The sequence below is a fragment of the Geobacter benzoatilyticus genome, assembly GCF_017338855.1.
Lineage (GTDB): Bacteria > Desulfobacterota > Desulfuromonadia > Geobacterales > Geobacteraceae > Geobacter > Geobacter benzoatilyticus.
In genome coordinates this window covers 3,368,843-3,387,128 of record NZ_CP071382.1, presented here as the reverse complement: position 1 = coordinate 3,387,128, position 18,286 = coordinate 3,368,843, and the positions used below count along the sequence as shown (strand labels likewise).

Annotated in this window: 17 protein-coding genes; 16 read left to right on the top strand and 1 reads right to left on the bottom strand. The window is 57.0% G+C overall.

Going from position 1 to position 18,286, the window contains the following annotated elements:
- Nucleotides 1–32: 32 nt before the first annotated feature.
- The 16 genes from JZM60_RS15715 to holA all read left to right on the top strand — a co-directional run bounded on the left by JZM60_RS15715 (nucleotide 33) and on the right by holA (nucleotide 17,924).
- Nucleotides 33–1,229 (top strand): DUF4388 domain-containing protein, encoded by a 1,197-nt coding sequence (locus JZM60_RS15715; protein ID WP_207163335.1) that lies wholly within the window; start codon nucleotides 33–35, stop codon nucleotides 1,227–1,229.
- Entirely contained in the window at nucleotides 1,226–1,591 is a 366-nt protein-coding gene (locus tag JZM60_RS15710; protein WP_207163334.1) for a response regulator, read from the top strand. The genes JZM60_RS15715 and JZM60_RS15710 overlap by 4 nt, the downstream gene beginning before the upstream one ends.
- Nucleotides 1,592–1,600: 9 nt before the next feature.
- Nucleotides 1,601–3,673 carry a chemotaxis protein CheA gene (locus JZM60_RS15705; protein WP_207163333.1) on the top strand — a complete coding sequence of 691 codons (2,073 nt, stop codon included), beginning with the start codon at nucleotides 1,601–1,603 and terminating at the stop codon, nucleotides 3,671–3,673.
- Nucleotides 3,674–4,477 carry an ExeA family protein gene (locus tag JZM60_RS15700; protein WP_207163332.1) on the top strand — a complete coding sequence of 268 codons (804 nt, stop codon included), beginning with the start codon at nucleotides 3,674–3,676 and terminating at the stop codon, nucleotides 4,475–4,477.
- Nucleotides 4,478–4,496: 19 nt separating this feature from the next.
- Nucleotides 4,497–5,219 (top strand): chemotaxis protein CheW, encoded by a 723-nt coding sequence (locus JZM60_RS15695; protein WP_207163331.1) that lies wholly within the window; start codon nucleotides 4,497–4,499, stop codon nucleotides 5,217–5,219.
- 46 nt (nucleotides 5,220–5,265) lie between these two features.
- Nucleotides 5,266–5,637: a response regulator transcription factor gene (locus tag JZM60_RS15690; protein WP_207163330.1), complete on the top strand. Its 372-nt coding sequence runs from the start codon at nucleotides 5,266–5,268 to the stop codon at nucleotides 5,635–5,637.
- Nucleotides 5,606–6,184, top strand: a complete 579-nt coding sequence (locus JZM60_RS15685) for a chemotaxis protein CheW (RefSeq protein WP_241426297.1) — start codon at nucleotides 5,606–5,608, stop codon at nucleotides 6,182–6,184. The genes JZM60_RS15690 and JZM60_RS15685 overlap by 32 nt, the downstream gene beginning before the upstream one ends.
- A gap of 100 nt (nucleotides 6,185–6,284) precedes the next feature.
- Nucleotides 6,285–8,255: a HEAT repeat domain-containing protein gene (locus tag JZM60_RS15680; RefSeq protein WP_241426296.1), complete on the top strand. Its 1,971-nt coding sequence runs from the start codon at nucleotides 6,285–6,287 to the stop codon at nucleotides 8,253–8,255.
- Entirely contained in the window at nucleotides 8,255–9,130 is an 876-nt protein-coding gene (locus tag JZM60_RS15675) for a CheR family methyltransferase (RefSeq protein ID WP_207163328.1), read from the top strand. The genes JZM60_RS15680 and JZM60_RS15675 overlap by 1 nt, the downstream gene beginning before the upstream one ends.
- Complete coding sequence (locus JZM60_RS15670; protein WP_207163327.1) at nucleotides 9,127–10,218, top strand: protein-glutamate methylesterase/protein-glutamine glutaminase; 1,092 nt, start codon at nucleotides 9,127–9,129, stop codon at nucleotides 10,216–10,218. The genes JZM60_RS15675 and JZM60_RS15670 overlap by 4 nt, the downstream gene beginning before the upstream one ends.
- Before the next feature lie 65 nt (nucleotides 10,219–10,283).
- Nucleotides 10,284–11,117 (top strand): GAF domain-containing protein, encoded by an 834-nt coding sequence (locus JZM60_RS15665; protein WP_207163326.1) that lies wholly within the window; start codon nucleotides 10,284–10,286, stop codon nucleotides 11,115–11,117.
- Between the two features lie 26 nt (nucleotides 11,118–11,143).
- Nucleotides 11,144–11,521, top strand: coding sequence for a response regulator (locus JZM60_RS15660; RefSeq protein WP_207163325.1), 378 nt, complete (start codon nucleotides 11,144–11,146; stop codon nucleotides 11,519–11,521).
- An 82-nt stretch (nucleotides 11,522–11,603) separates the two neighbouring features.
- Nucleotides 11,604–13,736: a cytochrome c3 family protein gene (locus JZM60_RS15655; RefSeq protein ID WP_207163324.1), complete on the top strand. Its 2,133-nt coding sequence runs from the start codon at nucleotides 11,604–11,606 to the stop codon at nucleotides 13,734–13,736.
- Nucleotides 13,737–13,876: 140 nt separating this feature from the next.
- A complete protein-coding gene (gene leuS, locus JZM60_RS15650) occupies nucleotides 13,877–16,351 on the top strand; it encodes a leucine--tRNA ligase (protein WP_207163323.1) in 2,475 nt (824 codons plus the stop codon).
- Between the two features lie 40 nt (nucleotides 16,352–16,391).
- Nucleotides 16,392–16,886, top strand: coding sequence for an LPS assembly lipoprotein LptE (gene lptE / locus JZM60_RS15645; protein ID WP_241426295.1), 495 nt, complete (start codon nucleotides 16,392–16,394; stop codon nucleotides 16,884–16,886).
- 36 nt (nucleotides 16,887–16,922) lie between these two features.
- Nucleotides 16,923–17,924 (top strand): DNA polymerase III subunit delta, encoded by a 1,002-nt coding sequence (gene holA / locus JZM60_RS15640; protein ID WP_207163321.1) that lies wholly within the window; start codon nucleotides 16,923–16,925, stop codon nucleotides 17,922–17,924.
- Nucleotides 17,925–17,980: 56 nt separating this feature from the next.
- Here holA and rpsT read toward each other — a convergent pair whose 3' ends face one another.
- Nucleotides 17,981–18,244, bottom strand: coding sequence for a 30S ribosomal protein S20 (gene rpsT, locus JZM60_RS15635; protein ID WP_207163320.1), 264 nt, complete (start codon nucleotides 18,242–18,244; stop codon nucleotides 17,981–17,983).
- Nucleotides 18,245–18,286 lie beyond the last annotated feature (42 nt).

Below are 18,286 nucleotides of genomic sequence, written 5' to 3'. Positions count from 1 at the left end.
GCTGTTCTTCGGGCTTTGGACCCGATCCGGCCATGAGTCTTGTGGGTAATCTGGAAGACCTGGGACTGGGCGAGATCCTCCAGATCATAAGCCTGTCCTGCAAGTCGGGGACTCTCCGTCTCTCCAGCCGCGGCCGGGAGGGAGCTATCGTCTTCCGTGCCGGGCAGGTGATTCAGGCGACTTCCAGTACTCTCCAGGAGAATTTCGGCGAGATTCTGATCCGCAAGGGAACCCTTGATCTGGAAACCCTGCGGGCCGCCCTGGCCCAGCAGAAACATGAGGGATGCCGGGAAAGGCTCGGCTCAATTCTGGTTCGAAGTTTCGGTTTCCAGGCTTCTCTCATGGAGGAGCTGGCGAAGGAGCAGGTGGAGCGGGTGCTCTACACGCTTTTCGCCTGGGCCGAAGGAACCTTCGAGTTTGAACTCCAGGACAGCGTGGCCCTGACCGGCACCACGATTATGGATCCGCTCCAGTTCATGCTCGAAAAGGGGCTGAACCCCCGGATGTTCATGCGTGAGGGGGGAGCGGAGCAGCGGGAAGAGGACTTCCCCCTTGAGCAGGAGTCCCAACAGGATTCCATTGTTCCGGGAGGCTCCGAAGAGAGCCGGGCGGAGCCGTCGGGGCACATAAACCTGGGTGCGGAGCTTCTTCTCGAGATGGGAGAAGAGTTCACGGATCCAGGCAAGGCGGGGAGCGACCCCCATGCCCGGATGACCCTCCTGCGGGGTATGCTCGAAGAGTTGCACAACCCTGACCTGGGGTGCGGGATAACGTTGCTGGTATTGCGGTTTGCCTCCGAATTCGTGGGGCGGGCCGTCATCTTCATGGTTATGGGGAATGAGATAGTGGGGCTCGGCCAGTTCGGCCTCGACGACCGTGAAGGTTCCGCTGACGAACGTGTCCGGTCGCTCCGCATTCCCCGCGGGGAACCGTCGCTGTTCAGCGGGGTCATTGAGGCGAAGCATCCGGCGGTGGTTCGTCCCGAGTCCAATGAGTGGAACCAGTACCTATTCGGCCGTCTTGGCGCTGGAACGCCCCATGAGGTTTTTCTCGGTCCGATTGTAAGCGGAGGAGAGGTGGTTGCCGTGCTTTATGGCGACAATCAGACCGAGCGCAGGCCCATCATGGGGACCGAAGCGCTGGAGATCTTCCTCTCCCAGGCGGGGGTGGCCATGGAAAAAGCGCTTCTAGAACGTAGACTTATGAATAGTAGTCGGGGTGTGATGTGAAGAAAATTCTTATTGCGGAAGACTCGTCAACCATGAGATCGCTCCTCATGGCGACCATCGAATCCCTCGGAGGATATCAGGTCGTGGAAGCTTCCAGCGGGTTCGAGGCCCTTAGACTGCTGCCGAGGGAGCCGGTTGACCTGATCATCACCGACATCAATATGCCCGACATCAACGGGCTGGAGCTTGTGGGTTTTGTCCGCGGAAGCGAGATCTACCGGCACCTTCCGCTATTTATCATTTCCACCGAGGGAAGCGAGCGCGACCGGGAAAAAGGGCTCGCTCTCGGAGCGAATGAGTACCTGGTGAAACCGTTCGATCCAGCGCATTTGCAGGAGTTGATCTTACAGTACACGTCCTGAGGGTGATCCATGACAGATTCGCACGATGCGTCCGGCAGGGCAGTTGAAGATTTCCTGGCCGAAGCCGAAGAGATTGTAGAACGACTCAGTACCGATCTGGGGACCCTCAGCGACTGCACCGATAGTGGCGAGTGCGATCCCGACCTGTTGAACGCCATCTTCCGCGGCGCCCACTCCCTGAAGGGGCTTGCCGGGATGTTCGGATTCAGTGACATCCAGCAACTATCCCATAATCTGGAAAACCTCCTCGATTCGCTGCGCCTCGGGAAAATCCCCTTTACTACCTCCACCATGAATGTTCTTTTCGATGCCATGGAGCTCCTCGGCTCCGTGGTTCGGGGACTCGGAACCGGGGAGAACTTCTCTTCCGCCATTGCCGATGCGATTCAGCGGCTGAACGATTGCGCCACCAACCCGCAGGGTAGCGCTGAATCGCCCCTCCAGAAGCTCGGCCTCTCCGAGAAGGTTCTCAATTCCCTTACGGAATACGAGGAGCACAGGCTCGAGGAGAACGTCAAGAAGGGGCGGTCCATATACTCCATCCATGCTTCCTTCAGCCTCATGTCCTTCGACCAGGATCTGGGTGAAATCACTGAAAACCTTAAAAAATCGGGGGAAGTGGTCAGCACTCTTCCCAGTGCCAGCGCTACTCCCGAGTCGATGATAGACTTTGAGATTCTTTACGGAAGCGATCTCCCCCATGAAGATGTTTCAGGGCTCATTGACAGGGAAAATGTTGAAATAACCCGGATCGGTTCCGCCGCTTCCACCCCTGTAGCCGCGGCACCCGTACCTGCCACGGCAGCACCCTCGGCTGTACAGGCACTGGCGCCGGTCGAGGCTGCATCACCCCCTCCCGCCATTGCGGGCCAGGCCGACGATATGACCGCCAAGAGCATGAGCCGCACGGTGCGTGTCGATATCGGCAAGCTGGATGACCTGATGAACATCGTCGGCGAACTGGTCCTCTCCCACTCCATTATATCGACGCTGGCAACCCGCATGCGTCTCGAGGGGTTCTCGTCCTTGGCCATTGAGCTGGGCAAGGCGGCCAAGGGGCTTGACCGCAAGCTCACCGAGCTGCAGAAGGGGGTCATGGAAATCCGGATGATTCCGGTGGGGCAGCTTTTCGAGAAGATGGCCCGCATCGTCCGGAAGGTGTCCCGCGAGCAGGGGAAAAAGGTTGACCTGAAGACCTTCGGTGCCGATACGGAACTGGACAAGCTCATTATCGAAGATATTGCCGACCCCATGGTGCATATCATCCGCAACGCCATCGACCACGGGCTGGAGCCCACTGAAGAGCGGGTGGCGGCCGGCAAGCCCGAGCGTGGCACCATCCGGCTTTCCTCCTACCAGAAGGGGAATCACGTCGTTATTGAGGTGTCCGATGACGGTCGGGGCTTCAATATTGAAAAGGTCAAGAAGAAGGCCCTGGAGAAGGGGCTCATCAAGACCCTGGAAGGGGTGTCGGACCGTGATGCCCTCGATTTCATCTTCCTTCCCGGCTTTTCCACTGCCGACAAGGTGAGCGAACTGTCCGGCCGCGGCGTCGGCATGGATGTGGTGAAAAACAACATTGCCGCTGTCTCTGGAATGGTGGACATCGAAAGCACGTTCGGCCAGGGGAGCAAGATCATAATTACCCTGCCCATAACCCTGGCAATCATAAAGGCGCTTCTGGTTTCCACCGCCGGACGCACCTATGCCCTGCCTATCACGTCGGTGCTTGAGACGATTATTGTGACCGAGAGCGACATCGATACCGTGGAGCGCAAGGAGGTTTACCAGTTAAGGGAGACGACCCTGCCGCTGGTGCGGCTTGAGCGCTTCTTCGGCGTGCAGCGGACCAGGCCCGATTCCGCCGAGTTGTACGTGGTGGTAGTGGGGGTTGCGGAAAAACGGCTCGGGGTTATAGTTGACGATCTAATGGGGCAACAGGATATCGTCATCAAATCCCTGGGGGAGATGTTCAAGGGATATCGCGGCATAACCGGAGCGGCAGATTTGGGAGACCAGCGGACGATTCTAGTGCTCGACGTGGGCGGCATCATCGGCGAGGCGTTCAGGAGCGGAGGGTAGATGTACAGGGAGTTCTACGGGCTGAACGAAAAGCCTTTTTCGAAGACTCCGGATCCGCGTTACCTCTTCCTGTCCCAGGGACACCGGGAGGCCCTGGCGCGGCTCCAGTATGCGGTGGAGGAACGGGAACTGGCGCTGCTGACCGGAGATATCGGCTGCGGCAAGACCACCATTTCACGGGCGCTCATGGACGCAGTGGGTAACGACGGGTGTTTCTGCTTCATCGTCAACCCGCGTCTTTCGGCGGTTGAATTCCTTCGCACCGTTGCCCGCAGCCTCGGTATCGCCGAGCCTGCCGGGGCCAAGGATGAGCTGCTCCGGCAACTCACCGAGGCGGTCTACCGGCTCGATGGAGAAAAGCGCTGCCCTGTCATAATAATCGATGAAGCCCAGTTGATTCCCGATCAGGAGGTGTTTGACGAGATCAGGCTCCTGACCAACTTCCAGCTTGACGACCGTAACCTCATGAGCGTCATACTCATGGGGCAGCCGGAACTGAGACAGATACTGACCCAGCCTGCGCACGAGGCATTGCGTCAGCGGATTGCCATGCATTATCACCTCCAGCCGCTGACCCTTGAAGAGACCCTGGAGTATATTGACTTCCGCGTCGAAGTGGCCGGCGGCCCCCAGGGACTCTTTTCCCCCGATGCTATCCGGCGGATTTACGACTTGTCGGGCGGGGTGCCCCGTAAAATTAATATCCTGGCCACAAATGCGCTGCTGGTGGGATTCGGTAAGGACGCCTCCTGGATCGACGCCTCGCTGGTGGAAGAACTGCGGGAAGAGGCAAGCCTCTACTGAAGGTAAAGGACCGACAACCATGATGGATATAGCCGAGATCAGGAAAAAGGCCCAGAGAGAACGGGAAGGGCGCCGCGAGGAACCTCGGAGTACCTTCCCGCCGGCCGTTACCACTGCTGCCCCCCCCGAGGAGAACAGCGAAGGGGCCTTTGACGAGTTCTTCCCGGAAGTAGAGATAATGCCGGCTCCTTCGGTTGCAGTGCCGGTGGTGCTTCGTGATCCCCTGTCAGTCATCCTGGAGGGGCGAAGGTCGGCGTTGGCCGACGAAGTACTCTCCGTGGAAACCGAAGAAGATGTTGTCCTTGAGACTTCGACCACCCTTGAAGTGCTCTGCTTCCGGGTGGCGAACGAAATCTACGGCATCAACATCATGGACCTCAAGGAGATTATCAAGCCGCGCGAAACCACGGAAGTTCCCCATGCCCCGTCTTTCATCGCGGGGGTCATTTCGCTGCGCGGCATAGTAATCCCCATCTTCGTCCTTCGTGATCGGCTCGGGCTGCCTGCCGGCGAGGGCGGGGGAAAAGAGCGGGTAATCGTGGTGAAGAAAGAAGATGGACTCTGTGGTATCCTTGTGGACGAGGTAACCCATGTGGTCCGTATTTCTGCCGACAACATGGAACACCCTCCCGCTGTCCTCGATGGCATAGATCGTGAATTTGTTGCTGGGATAGGGCGCCACGAGGGAAAGATCATCATTATGCTTGCGATGGAAAAAGTTCTTGACGTCTCGCTGTACTGAAGATCGTGCCAGGATGCAAATTTGCGCGAAAGGTCCATAGCCAGCCATGGTTAAGAAAAAAATTCTGATCGTCGAGGATGAGGAAAGCCTGCTCAAGCTGGAGAGCATTCTCCTTACGTCCAAAGGGTATAGCGTAACAGGCGTTGCCGATGGTGTCTCTGCCCTGGAGCAGGTTGTTTTGATCAAACCCGACCTGATTGTCCTCGACATCATGCTGCCAGGCATGGACGGTTTCGAAGTATGCCGCATCATCAAGCAAAATCCTGAAACGGCACATATTCCCGTCATGATGCTGACCGCCAAGAAGAGCAGCCAGGACTGCGAGCGGGGGATGGCTGCCGGCGCGTCCGCCTATGTTACCAAACCGTTCAAGTCGGCGAAGATAATTGAAATCATACAGGAACTTCTCTCTCAGTGATGGGGAGGGAACCAACGCGGGAGAAACGCTGCGCGTTGTCCTGGGGGGAATAATGAAGGAAACCGACATCCAGGAAATACAGCTTGCCTGTTTTCGTCTGGGCGACGCGAACTTTGCGGCGGATATCATGAGAATCAAGGAGATTCTCAAGCCACAGCGGTTGACCAAGCTTCCCAGAACACCGGCCTTCGTTGAAGGGGTGATCAATCTCCGTGGTGCGGTCATCCCTGTAATTGACCTGCGTAAGCGGTTCGAACTCCCCGACCGCGCTCCGCTGGAGGAATCGAGGCTTTTGGTGGTGGCTGTCGCCCGGCAGCTGGTCGGGCTTGTGGTCGATGACGTTACCGAAGTCATCACGGTCCAGGCGCAGGATATCAAGCCCCCTCCCCATGTGGCGGAGGGTATCAATACCGAGTATCTGATCGGCGTTTGCCTTGTCCGCGACAGCCTGGTCATGCTTCTCAACCTCGATACGATTTTATCCAGCGTTGAAACATCGGTGCTTGCCGGTTTATCCCGAGCGGCGGGCACAGCTCCCCCCCGGTAGTACCGCATCGGTGCATCAACTGTCCGGAGCTGACTGAAGGTTTAATGTAATTACTGCAAGGAGACCGTCTGTGGACGATCTTGAAAACATACGCAAACAAATGAACGAACCCGATGAGGAGATGCGCCGTCAAGCGGTTATTTCCCTGTCAAGGTACCCCCTTGGCAACTCGCGGGAACTCTTTTTCATGGCCATGGGTGATGTTAGCTGGCGAGTGCGCAAGGAGGCGGTAAATGCGCTTCTTACCGTCTCCCTTGACGATGCAACGCTCGACGGGCTCATCGGCCTGCTCGCCTCATCGGATAACGCCGGTCTCAGAAACTCGGCGGTTGAGGCCCTTGAGCGCTTGGAATCCCGGGGAGTGCCCATGCTCCTCGAACACCTCAAGGACCCCGACCATGACGTGCGCAAGTTTGTCGCCGACATCCTCGGCAACATCGGCGACCGCTCATCCATTCCGGCTCTGGTTGAATCGCTGCGGGACCCCGATGCCAACGTTTCTGCCGCTGCCGCCGAGAACCTCGGCAAAATCGGCGACTCGAGGGCCGTCGCGCCCCTCATTGAGGCATTGGGGAAGAATGATGTCTGGTTCCGCTATTCGGTTCTCGGCGCCTTGGCCAAAATCGGTGATCCGGTTCCTTTTGCGGTATTCACTCCCCTGATTAATGATGCCCTGCTGAAGCGTCCCGTTTTCGAATGCCTCGGTGCCCTGGGCGACCGCGAGGCGGTGCCGGTGCTTCTTGAAGGGATTCAGGATCCTGTCCGGTCAGTTCGCGAGGCGGCTGTCTGTGCCCTGCTGCGGCTCAGGGCGAGACTCCCGGCCGTCTACACCCGCGAGGTTGACGATCTGCTCCCCGGGTTCAAGGGGAAACCATGCGTAGAACAGCTCATCGATTCCCTCAATACTGCCGAGTCCCAGGTTAAAGAGGCTATCGTCGGACTTCTGGCCCTGATTGGAGACGAGAGAGCCGCTTTACCGCTTCTGGAGTGGTGTCGCGACGAACAGCTCCGTCGTATGTGCCTCAATGGCTTCCGGTCCATGGGCGAACGGGGGATGAAGGCACTTCTTTCCGTATTCTCCGGTGCCGATCATGAAGAAAAGGCCTTCATTATCCATATTTGGGGAGAAATGAGTTTCGGCGGCGCGGAGTCCTATCTGGGCGAGGCCATGCTGAGCAGCAACTTCGCGGTGCGTCGCTCTGCCGTGCTTGCCGCAGGCAAAATCGGACTTGTGGGGCTTCTCGACCAGATAGCGCAACTGCTCGACGACTCCGATCCGGATGTGCGCGAGGGTGCCGTGGGCGCCCTCGTACGTCTGGCGTCCACCGGGCGTGAAAAGGTTTCGGCCATCGCACGAAAGCTTGCCGCCTCTCCGTCGCCGGATGCCAGGCGGGATGCCGCCCGGCTCCTGGCCGCCCTGGGGGAGCCGGAACCTCTGGCTCTGCTGGTGAAGGATGAGAGCGCTGTGGTGAGACGTAGTGCCGTGACGGCCCTGGCCGGACTCGGGGTTCCCGAATGTGCCGGGAACCTGATCATGGCTTTGGTGGACGAAGATCCTGACGTTCGTATCGCAGCGGCTGCCGGCCTTGGTGATGTGCCGGGCGTGAAAGATCTGCAGCCGCTGATTTTTTCCCTTGATGACGAGGATCCGTGGGTTCGTTGCGCGGCCCTGAAGAGCCTGGGCAAGATAGGTGGCGAAGGGGTGCTGGATGCCATTGAGGCATTGCTCGAAAAGGCAGACGGGGTTGTTTTGATTACTGCTCTTGAAACGCTTGCGGGGCTGGGTGGCGACCGGGCGCTGGCGATGGTGCGAAAAGGCCTTGTGAGTGGTGATGAAGAGGTGGTCAAGTCTGCCATAGACATACTTTCCCGCAGCGACTCAGGCTGGATAGGGGAATACGGCGACATGCTCCTCCGGCACCCCCACTGGGACGTGCGCTGCGCCATGGCCCGCGCCATGGCCCACCTGCTTGGCGATGGTGCTGCCGTGCCTCTGCGAAAGGCCCTGGAAACCGAGCAGGACGAGCTCGTCCGGGGTGAAATCCGTGATCTTCTCGGAAGGTGGTCGTAATGTTCAGCCTTGAGCCGGAAATACCACTCTCCGATGAGGAATTCCGCCTGATACGGGATCTCATCTACAGCCATTGTGGTCTCTTTTTCGATACCGACGCCACCTATCTGCTTGAAAAGCGCCTCGCCAAACGCTTGCAGTTCCATCAGCTTTCCAGCTTCAGGGATTACTATCACTTCCTCAAGTATGACCGGAAACGGGATCAGGAACTTTCGGATATCATGGATATCCTGACCACCAACGAGACTTACTTCTTCCGGGAATCATTCCAGCTCAGGGCTTTCACCGAAGAGATCATACCCTCTCTCCGGGAACTCAAGCTGAAGAACGGCGACCGGACGCTACGTATCTGGAGTGCCGGCTGCTCCAGCGGAGAAGAACCCTACACTATTGCCATGCTTTTGCTGGACAGGGGGGGCTTTGCCGACTGGAACGTGGAAATTATCGGCACCGATATCAGCCACCGGGTAATCCAGCAGGCCCGCAAAGGACTCTACGGCAAATCGTCATTCCGGGTTACCGACGATAGTTATGTTCGCCGCTATTTTACCGAGCAGGACGGTATGTTCAGGGTGAACGACAAGGTGCGGGAACTGGTTACCATCAGCCATCTTAATCTGCTGGACGCAAACCGTATTTCGTTTCTGGGCCATATGGACGTAATTTTCTGCCGCAATGTAATCATTTATTTCGACCTCGCTGCCCGGCGTAAAGTGATCGATTCTTTCTATCGCTCACTTCGCAATGGCGGCTACCTCCTTCTGGGCCATTCCGAATCGCTCATGAATATCACGACGGCATTTACCCTCAATCACCTCAAGAGCGATATGGTGTATCAGAAGCCTTTCGCCGGTGTCGCAGGGGGTGGCCTGTGAGAAGCCAGAAAAAAATCAGGGTCGTCGTCATCGACGACTCGGCCTTCAACCGGCGGGCCATCAGCAAAATGCTCGAAAGCATGCCCGAGGTGGTCGTGGTGGGATATGCCACCGATGGCGAGGAAGGTATCAGGAAGGTTATCGACCTGAAACCGGACCTTGTGACCCTGGACCTTGAGATGCCCAGGATGGATGGGTTCACCCTCCTGCGGATAATCATGGGGTACTGCCCGACGCCGGTCATAGTAATCAGTTCAAAGAGTGATGACGAGAAAGTCTTCAAAGCGCTGGAACTGGGTGCGGTCGATTTTGTCGCCAAGCCGACCCAGGGGATATCCGAGGAGCTCCTTTCCATCAGCGGCGATATCCAGCAAAAGGTGCGCAGCGTACTCTCCCTGAACATGAAGGAGATCATCCGGCGGGAGAAGGGGGTGGCTTCGGTTCCCCATGCTTCCGGGAAGGCGAAAAAGGATGTTGAGGCGCCGCGCGTTATGCCGTGCCGTCTCGATGTGGTGGCCATAGGGGCTTCCACCGGCGGGCCTCCCGCGCTTCAGCGGATACTCGCTTCGTTCCGCGAGCCCCTGCCTTTGGCGATAGTTATCTCCCAGCATATGCCGTCGGGATTCACCCGGACTTTTGCCGAACGTCTCAATCGTCTATGTAACTTCGATGTCAGGGAAGCATCCGATGGCGACCAGGTCCGTCCGGGAAGCGTCCTGATTGCCCCGGGCGGCCATAATATGGTGTTCGAAAAGTCCGGCGGCTCTGTCGTTGCCCGGATAGTCAAACCCTCAGCCACGGAGCGCTACTCTCCTTCGGTGGATGCCATGCTCACTTCCTGTGCCGAGGTATATGGTTCCCGAACGCTTGGGGTGGTTCTCACGGGCATGGGAAACGATGGAAGTCAAGGGGTAAGGGCCGTTAAAAGTGCCGGGGGACAGGTCATTGCCGAGGCGGAAAGTTCTGCTGTCGTGTTCGGCATGCCGAAGGAAGCTATTGCAACGGGAGTTGTGGACAAGGTAGTCTCCATTGACCTTATGGCGCTTGAAATCCGCATGCGTAGCGGAGTTGCCGCCGACATGGATTAGCAGGTTGTACGGTCTGCAGTATTACGGACGCGTCGCGTTACGGAGAGCGGCGACGGAGGTCAGTCGTGTCGATTGATGATAAGGTCGAGGAACCAGGAGTTCACGTGCGAGCCGATGAATTTCTCCAGTTGTTCAAAAAGGGGGCGGAATTCACGCAGGACCTCCTTAAGGAGAACGAACGTCTCCGTTACCGGATTCTGCAGCTGGAGGAAGAGTTGCGCACCGGTGGCGGTTCGACGTCCCTTGCCGACGAAAATCGGCAGCTTGCAACCCGCATCGAGGAGCTGGAGCGGGAGAAAGAGGAAATTCTTGGACGAATCCGGCAGATTGAGGATGAGAACAATGATTTCGCTACCCGGTACGTTGAGATCGAAGAAGAAAACAACAACCTGGCGAATCTCTACATAGCCAGTTATCAGCTACATTCGATCCTCGACTTCGACGATGTTCTCAAGGTCATTACCGAGATCATCATCAACCTGATCGGCGCCGAAGAATTTGCCGTCATGGTCACTGACGAGAGGACCGGGTTGCTCAGCGCCGTCGCTTCAGAGGGGGTAGCCCTTGACGAGATGCCGAAAGTGCGTCCCGGCGAGGGGCAAATCGGTACCATAGCCAGCACGGGCGAAAACTATTTTGCCGGTGATCCTGCCGGTTACGTGCGCGACCTCCTGAACCCCATGGTCTGTATCCCGCTCAAAATCAAAGAGCAGGTGATCGGGGTGATTGTCATTTACAAGCTCCTGATCCAGAAAAAAACTTTTGCGCCGGTTGATTACGAGCTGTTCACGCTACTTGCCGGACACGCGGCAACGGCCATATTCAGTTCAAAACTCTATTCGGACTCGGAACGTAAACGCTCAACCATGCAGGGGTTCATTAACCTTCTGACTAAGTAGTTCTGGCCACTGGAGAACCTTTAATTATGGCTGTAAAGAAGATACTGATAGTCGAAGATTCGCCCACCATGCGGCAGCTAATTGCTTACACTCTGCGGCGCCTGCCCGATGTGGCACTGGTGGAAGCGACCGACGGAGTTGACGCGTTGAAGAAGCTCGGTTGCGATAAATTCGACCTGATATTCACCGATATCAACATGCCGATCATGGACGGCCTCAAGCTTGTGAGCCATGTCCGCAACGACCCGGAGCTGAAGCACATCCCGATCGTCATCATTACTACCGAGGGTGCCGACGAGGACAGAAAGCGGGGAGTCGCGCTCGGCGCAAACAACTACCTCACAAAACCGATTCAGGCCGGCAAAATACTTGCGGTGGCAAAGGAATTGCTAGAGATCGGTTAAAATCCCTGGGAGCCGGGGTCAGGATGCAGAAAAATTTCTTCCGCAGCCCGGCCGACGGCTTCCGAATCCTTTCGGAGTTCTCGTGAAACGCCTGCTCATTCCTGCCATATTGTTCATTCTATGTCTGCCTTTTCTTCTTCTCGCCCAGGATTACCAGGTGGTCACATTCAAAACCGAAACCGCCGGGGCGGTAGATTTCAATCACCCGGTACACCTGAAGGCCCTGGGCAGCAATTGTACGCTCTGCCACAATTCGATCTTCAAAATCGGCACCAAGGCGGCTCCGGTCACCATGAAGGAAATGGAGGCGGGCAAGTCGTGTGGAGCTTGTCACAACGCAAAAAGGGCTTTTGCCCTTGCCGAATGTACCCGCTGCCACGTAACGAAGGAAGTCCCGGTGGATATCCCCCACTTCGGGGCCGTAATTTTCAGCCATAAATTTCATCTTGGCCTTGGCGCATACGGTTGTGCCGATTGCCACAATACCCTCTTCGGCGCCAGGACCGACAATCCCAACGTCACCATGAAGGAGATGGAGCAGGGTGTTTCCTGTGGTGCCTGTCATGACGGCAGTACTGCCTTCTCCGTAAAGGGGGACTGCACCAAGTGTCACGCGGTTCGCAATATTCCCTTCTCTGCCGACGTCACTTTCAGCCATGATGTCCACCTGGGATTCGGCCATGTCTGCGGAGACTGCCACAACAAGCTGTTCCTGGCCGGTCCCGACAGCAGGCGCTACACAATGCTGGAGATGGAGACGCAACAGTCGTGCGGCGGCTGTCACAACGGCAGCACCGCCTTCTCGGTCAAGGGTGACTGCGGCCGCTGCCACACTGCCGTCAAGGATGTGACGTTCAGTAAAAGTGATGCTTTCTTCAGCCATGCTGTCCATACCGCTCTTCTTGAGTGCAGCAGTTGCCACAGCGGCACCTTCGTAGGCGGGGTGAATAGTCGGCGCTACACCATGGCCGATATGGAAAAGGGGCTTTCCTGCGGTGTCTGTCATGAAGATAAAACGGTATTCGGAGTGCGCGGCAACTGTGACCGTTGCCATGTGAAAACCAAAGAGGTCAACTTCAAAACTGGGGCTGCCGGCACCGTGAATTTCAGGCATGATGCCCACAGTCAGATGTATGGCTGCGGTGACTGCCACAATGGCATCTTTACCGCCGGAAAAGGACGCAAAAGCTATACGATGGCTGAGATGGGCAAAGGGAAGTCGTGCGGCGCGTGCCACGACGGCAAAACTGCTTTTGCCGCCACTGCCGCCGCCAATTGCGGCACCTGCCACCCCCTGCGGGATGTGCTCCTTCCCCATGATGCCCGCTTCCCCCATGTGAAGCACCTCGAATTCCAGACCTGCAGCGACTGCCATAACGGGCTGTTCCTCTCCGGTCCGGGAAACCGCCGCTGGACCATGACCCAGATGGAGGAAGGCAACTCCTGCGGCGCCTGCCACGATGGTTCGAGCGCATTCACTGTCAAGGGATCGTGCGACCGCTGCCATACCTCAACAGTGGATGTGGCATTTGCTGTGCGCCAGACGGGAGTCACCCCCTTCAGCCATGGGGTCCATACTTCGCTCCATGGTTGCAGTGACTGCCACAATGGGATCTTCGGAGCCGGTGCATCCGCTAAACGCTACACCATGGCCGATATGGAGAAAGGGGCTTCGTGCGGGGCGTGCCACGACGGCAAAAGCGCTTTTGCCGTGAAGGATAACTGTACAAAGTGCCATCCGGTCAAGGAGATCGATTTCAGTAAATCAGGCGCGCGTTTCAGCCATGCATTCCACCTCAACGCCTATGGTTGCACGGATTGCCATGACGCCCTGTTCAAGCCGAACGCCGACAACCGGTCCTGGACCATGGCCGAAATGGAAAAGGGGAATTCCTGTGGTGCCTGTCATGACGGCAAGAGTGCCTTCAACGTCACAGGCGATTGCGCAAAATGCCATCCGGTTACCAAAGGGGTGAAGTATGAGCTCCCCGGCGATGTGGGGAGCGTCCTTTTCAGCCATAAATCCCATTCGGCCAAAGGATATGGCTGCGCAGACTGTCACAGCAAGATCATCGTTGCCGGCTCCGGGAGGAGCTCCCATTCCATGAAAGATATGGAACAGGGGCAGTCGTGCGGCGCCTGCCACGGTTTCAGCATGGCCTTCAGCGTGAAAGATCCCGTGAATTGCGAAAAGTGTCATAAAAGGCTCTATTGATGTTCTTGTAAAGCCTGTCTGCCCATCTTTTGAAAGCCCCGCCGGCCCTGTGAACATATTTGCATGGCCGGCGTTTTTGTGCTAAGTACAGACCCTTGGTTTTGATTTTTTACTTACCCGTCAGCCGGAGGTAGCACGCCGTGGAAGAGAAATACATCCCCCGAAACGTCGAAGAGAAATGGCAAAAAACCTGGGAGGAGAACAAAACCTGCAAGGTCACTGAAGACCCTGCCAAGCCCAAGTATTACCTTCTCGAAATGTTTCCCTATCCATCGGGCCGTATCCACATGGGGCACGTGCGCAACTATTCCATCGGCGACGTTATCGGGCGTTTCAAGCGCCTGCGGGGGTTCAACGTTCTTCATCCCATGGGGTGGGACGCCTTCGGCATGCCGGCGGAGAATGCGGCCATTCAGCATAAGAGCCATCCGGCCAAGTGGACCTACGAGAACATTGCCTATATGCGGAGCCAGCTCAAGAAAATGGGGTTCTCCTACGATTGGGACCGCGAACTGGCCACCTGCGACCTGGACTACTACAAGTGGGAACAGAAGATGTTCCTGGAGATGTACGGGAAAGGGCTTGCCTACAAGAAGACCTCTTACGTCAACTGGTGTCCCAAATGCGAGACGGTTCTGGCCAATGAGCAGGTGGAGGACGGAGCCTGCTGGCGCTGCGACAGCGAGGTGACCCAGAAGGAGCTGGAACAGTGGTTCTTCAAGATTACCGATTATGCTGAGGAACTTCTGGAGAACACCGGCAAGCTCCCCGGCTGGCCCGAGCGCGTCCTTACCATGCAGCGCAACTGGATCGGCAAGAGCTATGGCTGCGAGATTGATTTCCCCGTGGAAGGCGGCCTCAGCAAGATACGGGTGTTCACCACCCGCCAGGACACCCTCTTCGGCGCCACATTCATGTCTCTCGCCCCTGAGCATCCCATGGCCCTGGAGCTCACGACGCCGGACCGCCGGGCCGGGGTGGAAGCTTTCATCGACAAGGTGAAAAAGACCGACAAGATCAGGCGGACCGCCGAGGATTTCGAGAAGGAGGGGGTCTTCACCGGATCTTACTGCATCAATCCGGTCACAAATCGCAAGATGCCGATTTACCTTGCCAATTTCGTCCTTCTCGACTACGGCACCGGCGCGGTCATGGCAGTACCGACCCATGACCAGCGCGATTTCGAGTTTGCCAAGAAGTACGATCTGCCGCTCCAGGTGGTTATCCAGCCCGAAGGCGAAACCCTCGATCCCGCCGCCATGACTGCCGCCTATACCGAGATCGGGACCATGGCCAACTCCGGTCCCTTTGACGGGCTGCGCAGCGACGAGGCCAAGGAGAAAATCGCCGACTACCTGGCAAAGGAAGGAATCGGCATCAAGACCGTGAACTACCGCCTGCGGGACTGGGGCATCTCCCGCCAGCGTTACTGGGGAAACCCGATTCCGGTCATTTATTGCGACATCTGCGGCGTGGTTCCGGTGCCTGAAAAGGACCTGCCGGTGGTGCTCCCCATGGATGTGGAGTTCACGGGCGAGGGTGGGAGCCCCCTCAAGAAGCTCGACTCCTTCGTGAATGTTCCCTGCCCCCATTGCGGTCAGATGGCCCGCCGGGAGACCGATACCATGGACACCTTCGTCCAGTCTTCCTGGTACTTCCTCCGTTATTGCTGCCCCGATTTTGCCGCAGGTCCCATCGACAAGGCCAGGGCTGCTTACTGGATGTCGGTGGATCAGTATATCGGCGGCATCGAGCATGCAGTGCTGCACCTCCTCTATGCGCGCTTCTTCACCAAGGCCTTGCGGGACCTGGGGTATGTGAGCGTGGACGAGCCGTTCACGAATCTCCTCACCCAGGGGATGGTCATCAAGGACGGCGCCAAGATGAGCAAGTCCAAGGGGAACGTGGTGGATCCCGACGCACTGATCAACCGTTACGGTGCCGATACCGCCCGGCTCTTCTCCCTCTTTGCCGCGCCGCCGGAGAAGGATCTGGACTGGAGCGACCAGGGGGTGGACGGTAGTTTCCGCTTCCTCAGCCGGGTCTGGCGCCTGGTCTGCGACCTTCTTCCTTTCGTTGGCAAGGGAACGGCTGTAGATCCTGCGGCCCTTTCCGATGAGGCCCTTGCCCTTCGTCGCTCCGTTCACAAGACGATTCGCAAGGTTACCGACGACATCGATGAACGTTTCCATTTCAATACCGCCATTGCGGCCATTATGGAGCTTGTTAACTCCATCTATGCCTTCGAGCCCAAGAATGCGCCCGAAAACGGGCCGGTTCTGACTGAGGCCATCGAGAGCGTCGTCATAATGCTTTCCCCCTTCGTTCCCCATGTGGCAGAAGAGCTCTGGGAGTCCCTCGGCCACCGGGGTGGGGTAGAGTCGGCCGGTTGGCCCTCCTTCGATCCTGCGGCCGCAGTTGATGCGGAGTTCCTCATCGTGGTCCAGGTGAATGGCAAGCTCAGGGGCAAACTGACGGTATCCGTCGATGCCACTGAGGAGCAGGTCAAGGCAGCCGCCTTTGCGGACGAAAAGGTGAAGCCGTGGCTGGAGGGGAAACAGCTCCGCAAGGCTATTTACGTGCCGGGCAAGCTCCTCAATATTGTGGTAGGGTAACGAACCGATGCCGACAGTAAAGGGATACATAGCAAGGCTGATGGCACTTTCCCTGGCTGCCCTCGTCATCTCGGGGTGCGGATATCACGTCATGAAACCGGCCAGGGGGGGGGCGGGGCTGGAAGGCAAGACCCTGGAGGTTACCATATTCGATAACCGCAGTTTCCGGCCGAACATCGAAGCGATCCTTTCCGACATAATCGTGGATGAACTGGTCAAGAGAGAAGGCGCCCAGCTTGTGGAGAGGGGGGGGGATATTGTGCTCTCCGGGGCCATCATTGATTATTCAACATCCCATGTCTCTTATACCGCAGAGGATGAGGTCAAGGAATACCGGGCTAAGGTGACGGCTGAAGTTGCCCTGAGAAATAAAGAGACCGGAAAAGTGATCTGGAAAGGTACCCTTACCTCTTCCCAGGATTTTCCCGCCCTGGATGACCTTGTATTCCAGCAGAACAGCGAAGATGCCGCCATTCGGGAGATTTGCCGCAAGCTGGCGCGGGAAGTCTATATCCATTTGACTGAAGATTTCTGATGTCTGTGCAGGCTTGCGCGGGATCCCCTTTATCCCATGAAAATCGACGAATTCAATAAAGCAGTGTCACGGGGAGATATTTCTCCCCTTTACTATTTCCATGGTGATGAACCTTACCTTATGGAGCGGGCCGTAAAGCGGCTTACAGACCTCGTTGTCCCCCCTGATTTCCGTGATTTCAATCTGGACGTTTTTTATGGCAACGAGTGCAAGGGAGATGAAATCGCGTCGGTGGCCCAGACTCTTCCGATGTTTGCCGATCGCAGGATGGTAATCGTGAAGCGTTCCGGCGACCTTTCCGCTGCCGCCCTGGAAATACTTGCAGCCTGCGCCGTGGACCCGCCGCCCACCACGTGCCTCGTCTTCGTCGGAGAGAAGGTTGATCAGCGGAAGAAATTCTTCCAGGAACTGAAAAAGAAGGGTGAGCTCGTGGAGTGCAAGCGCCCCTACGAGAACCAGCTCGGCGCTTTCATCCGCGAAGAGGCAAAAAGCCTGGGCAAGCGCATCGAGCCGGCTGCGGCCGAAATGCTGGTATATCTGGTGGGAAGCAATCTGGGCGAATTAACCACACAGTTGGAAAAGGTGGCACTGTATGTTGGCCAGCGCGAAGCAATAACCATTGGCGATGTACGGGGTATCGTTTCAGACACGAAGGTTGAGAGCGTTTTTGATCTTGCCAATGCCATGGGCGAACGCGATCCGGCAAAGGCATTGCGGAGCCTTGCCACCATCCTGCGGGATGGCGAGGCGCCGCTTATGCTCCTTGCCATGATTGCCAGGCACTTCCGTCAGCTTTGGCGGGTAAGGGATTTGATGGCGCAGAAGGTCGCGCAGCAGGATATCTCCCGCCTTGCAGGCATTAACCCCTATTTCCTTAAAGGGGTTATGGCGCAGGCGCGTAATTTCGGGACCCATGAACTGAAACGGGTGTTCGAAAGCCTGTACGCGGCTGACCTGGAGCTCAAGGGGGGAGGGTCACGGCGGCCTGCACTCATCATGGAGCGGCTTGTGATGGATGTCTGCGGAATTTCCCGGTAATAAAAAAGGGCACCCCAATCGGGCGCCCTTTTTTTATTGCTTAAGGCAGGAAATATCTAGCCGAGGGTGTTCACCAGTTTGGTGAGACGGGAAACGTTGCGGGAAGCAACATTGGCGTGGATGATCCCCTTGGTGGCTGCCTTGTCGATGACCGGAATAGCTGCCTGAAGGGCTTCTTTTGCCTTGGCTGCATCCTTGGCTTCAACCGCCTCACGTACATTCTTTATGAAAGTCCGCAGACCAGAGCGGATAGACTTGTTTCTGAGTTGTTTCTTCTTGTTCTGCTTGATCCTTTTCAGGGCCGACTTGTGATGAGCCAAACTGCACCTCCGTATGTGTATCGAGTAGATTCTGGTAGTTAC

Excerpts from the sequence above, each read along its gene's own strand:
- JZM60_RS15715 (WP_207163335.1), top strand. The coding sequence starts at position 33 with ATGAGTCTTGTGGGTAATCTGGAAGACCTGGGACTGGGCGAGATCCTC.
- JZM60_RS15705 (WP_207163333.1), top strand. The coding sequence starts at position 1,601 with ATGACAGATTCGCACGATGCGTCCGGCAGGGCAGTTGAAGATTTCCTG.
- JZM60_RS15700 (WP_207163332.1), top strand. The coding sequence starts at position 3,674 with ATGTACAGGGAGTTCTACGGGCTGAACGAAAAGCCTTTTTCGAAGACT.
- JZM60_RS15695 (WP_207163331.1), top strand. The coding sequence starts at position 4,497 with ATGATGGATATAGCCGAGATCAGGAAAAAGGCCCAGAGAGAACGGGAA.
- JZM60_RS15690 (WP_207163330.1), top strand. The coding sequence starts at position 5,266 with ATGGTTAAGAAAAAAATTCTGATCGTCGAGGATGAGGAAAGCCTGCTC.
- JZM60_RS15680 (WP_241426296.1), top strand. The coding sequence starts at position 6,285 with ATGAACGAACCCGATGAGGAGATGCGCCGTCAAGCGGTTATTTCCCTG.
- JZM60_RS15675 (WP_207163328.1), top strand. The coding sequence starts at position 8,255 with ATGTTCAGCCTTGAGCCGGAAATACCACTCTCCGATGAGGAATTCCGC.
- JZM60_RS15660 (WP_207163325.1), top strand. The coding sequence starts at position 11,144 with ATGGCTGTAAAGAAGATACTGATAGTCGAAGATTCGCCCACCATGCGG.
- lptE (WP_241426295.1), top strand. The coding sequence starts at position 16,392 with ATGGCACTTTCCCTGGCTGCCCTCGTCATCTCGGGGTGCGGATATCAC.
- holA (WP_207163321.1), top strand. The coding sequence starts at position 16,923 with ATGAAAATCGACGAATTCAATAAAGCAGTGTCACGGGGAGATATTTCT.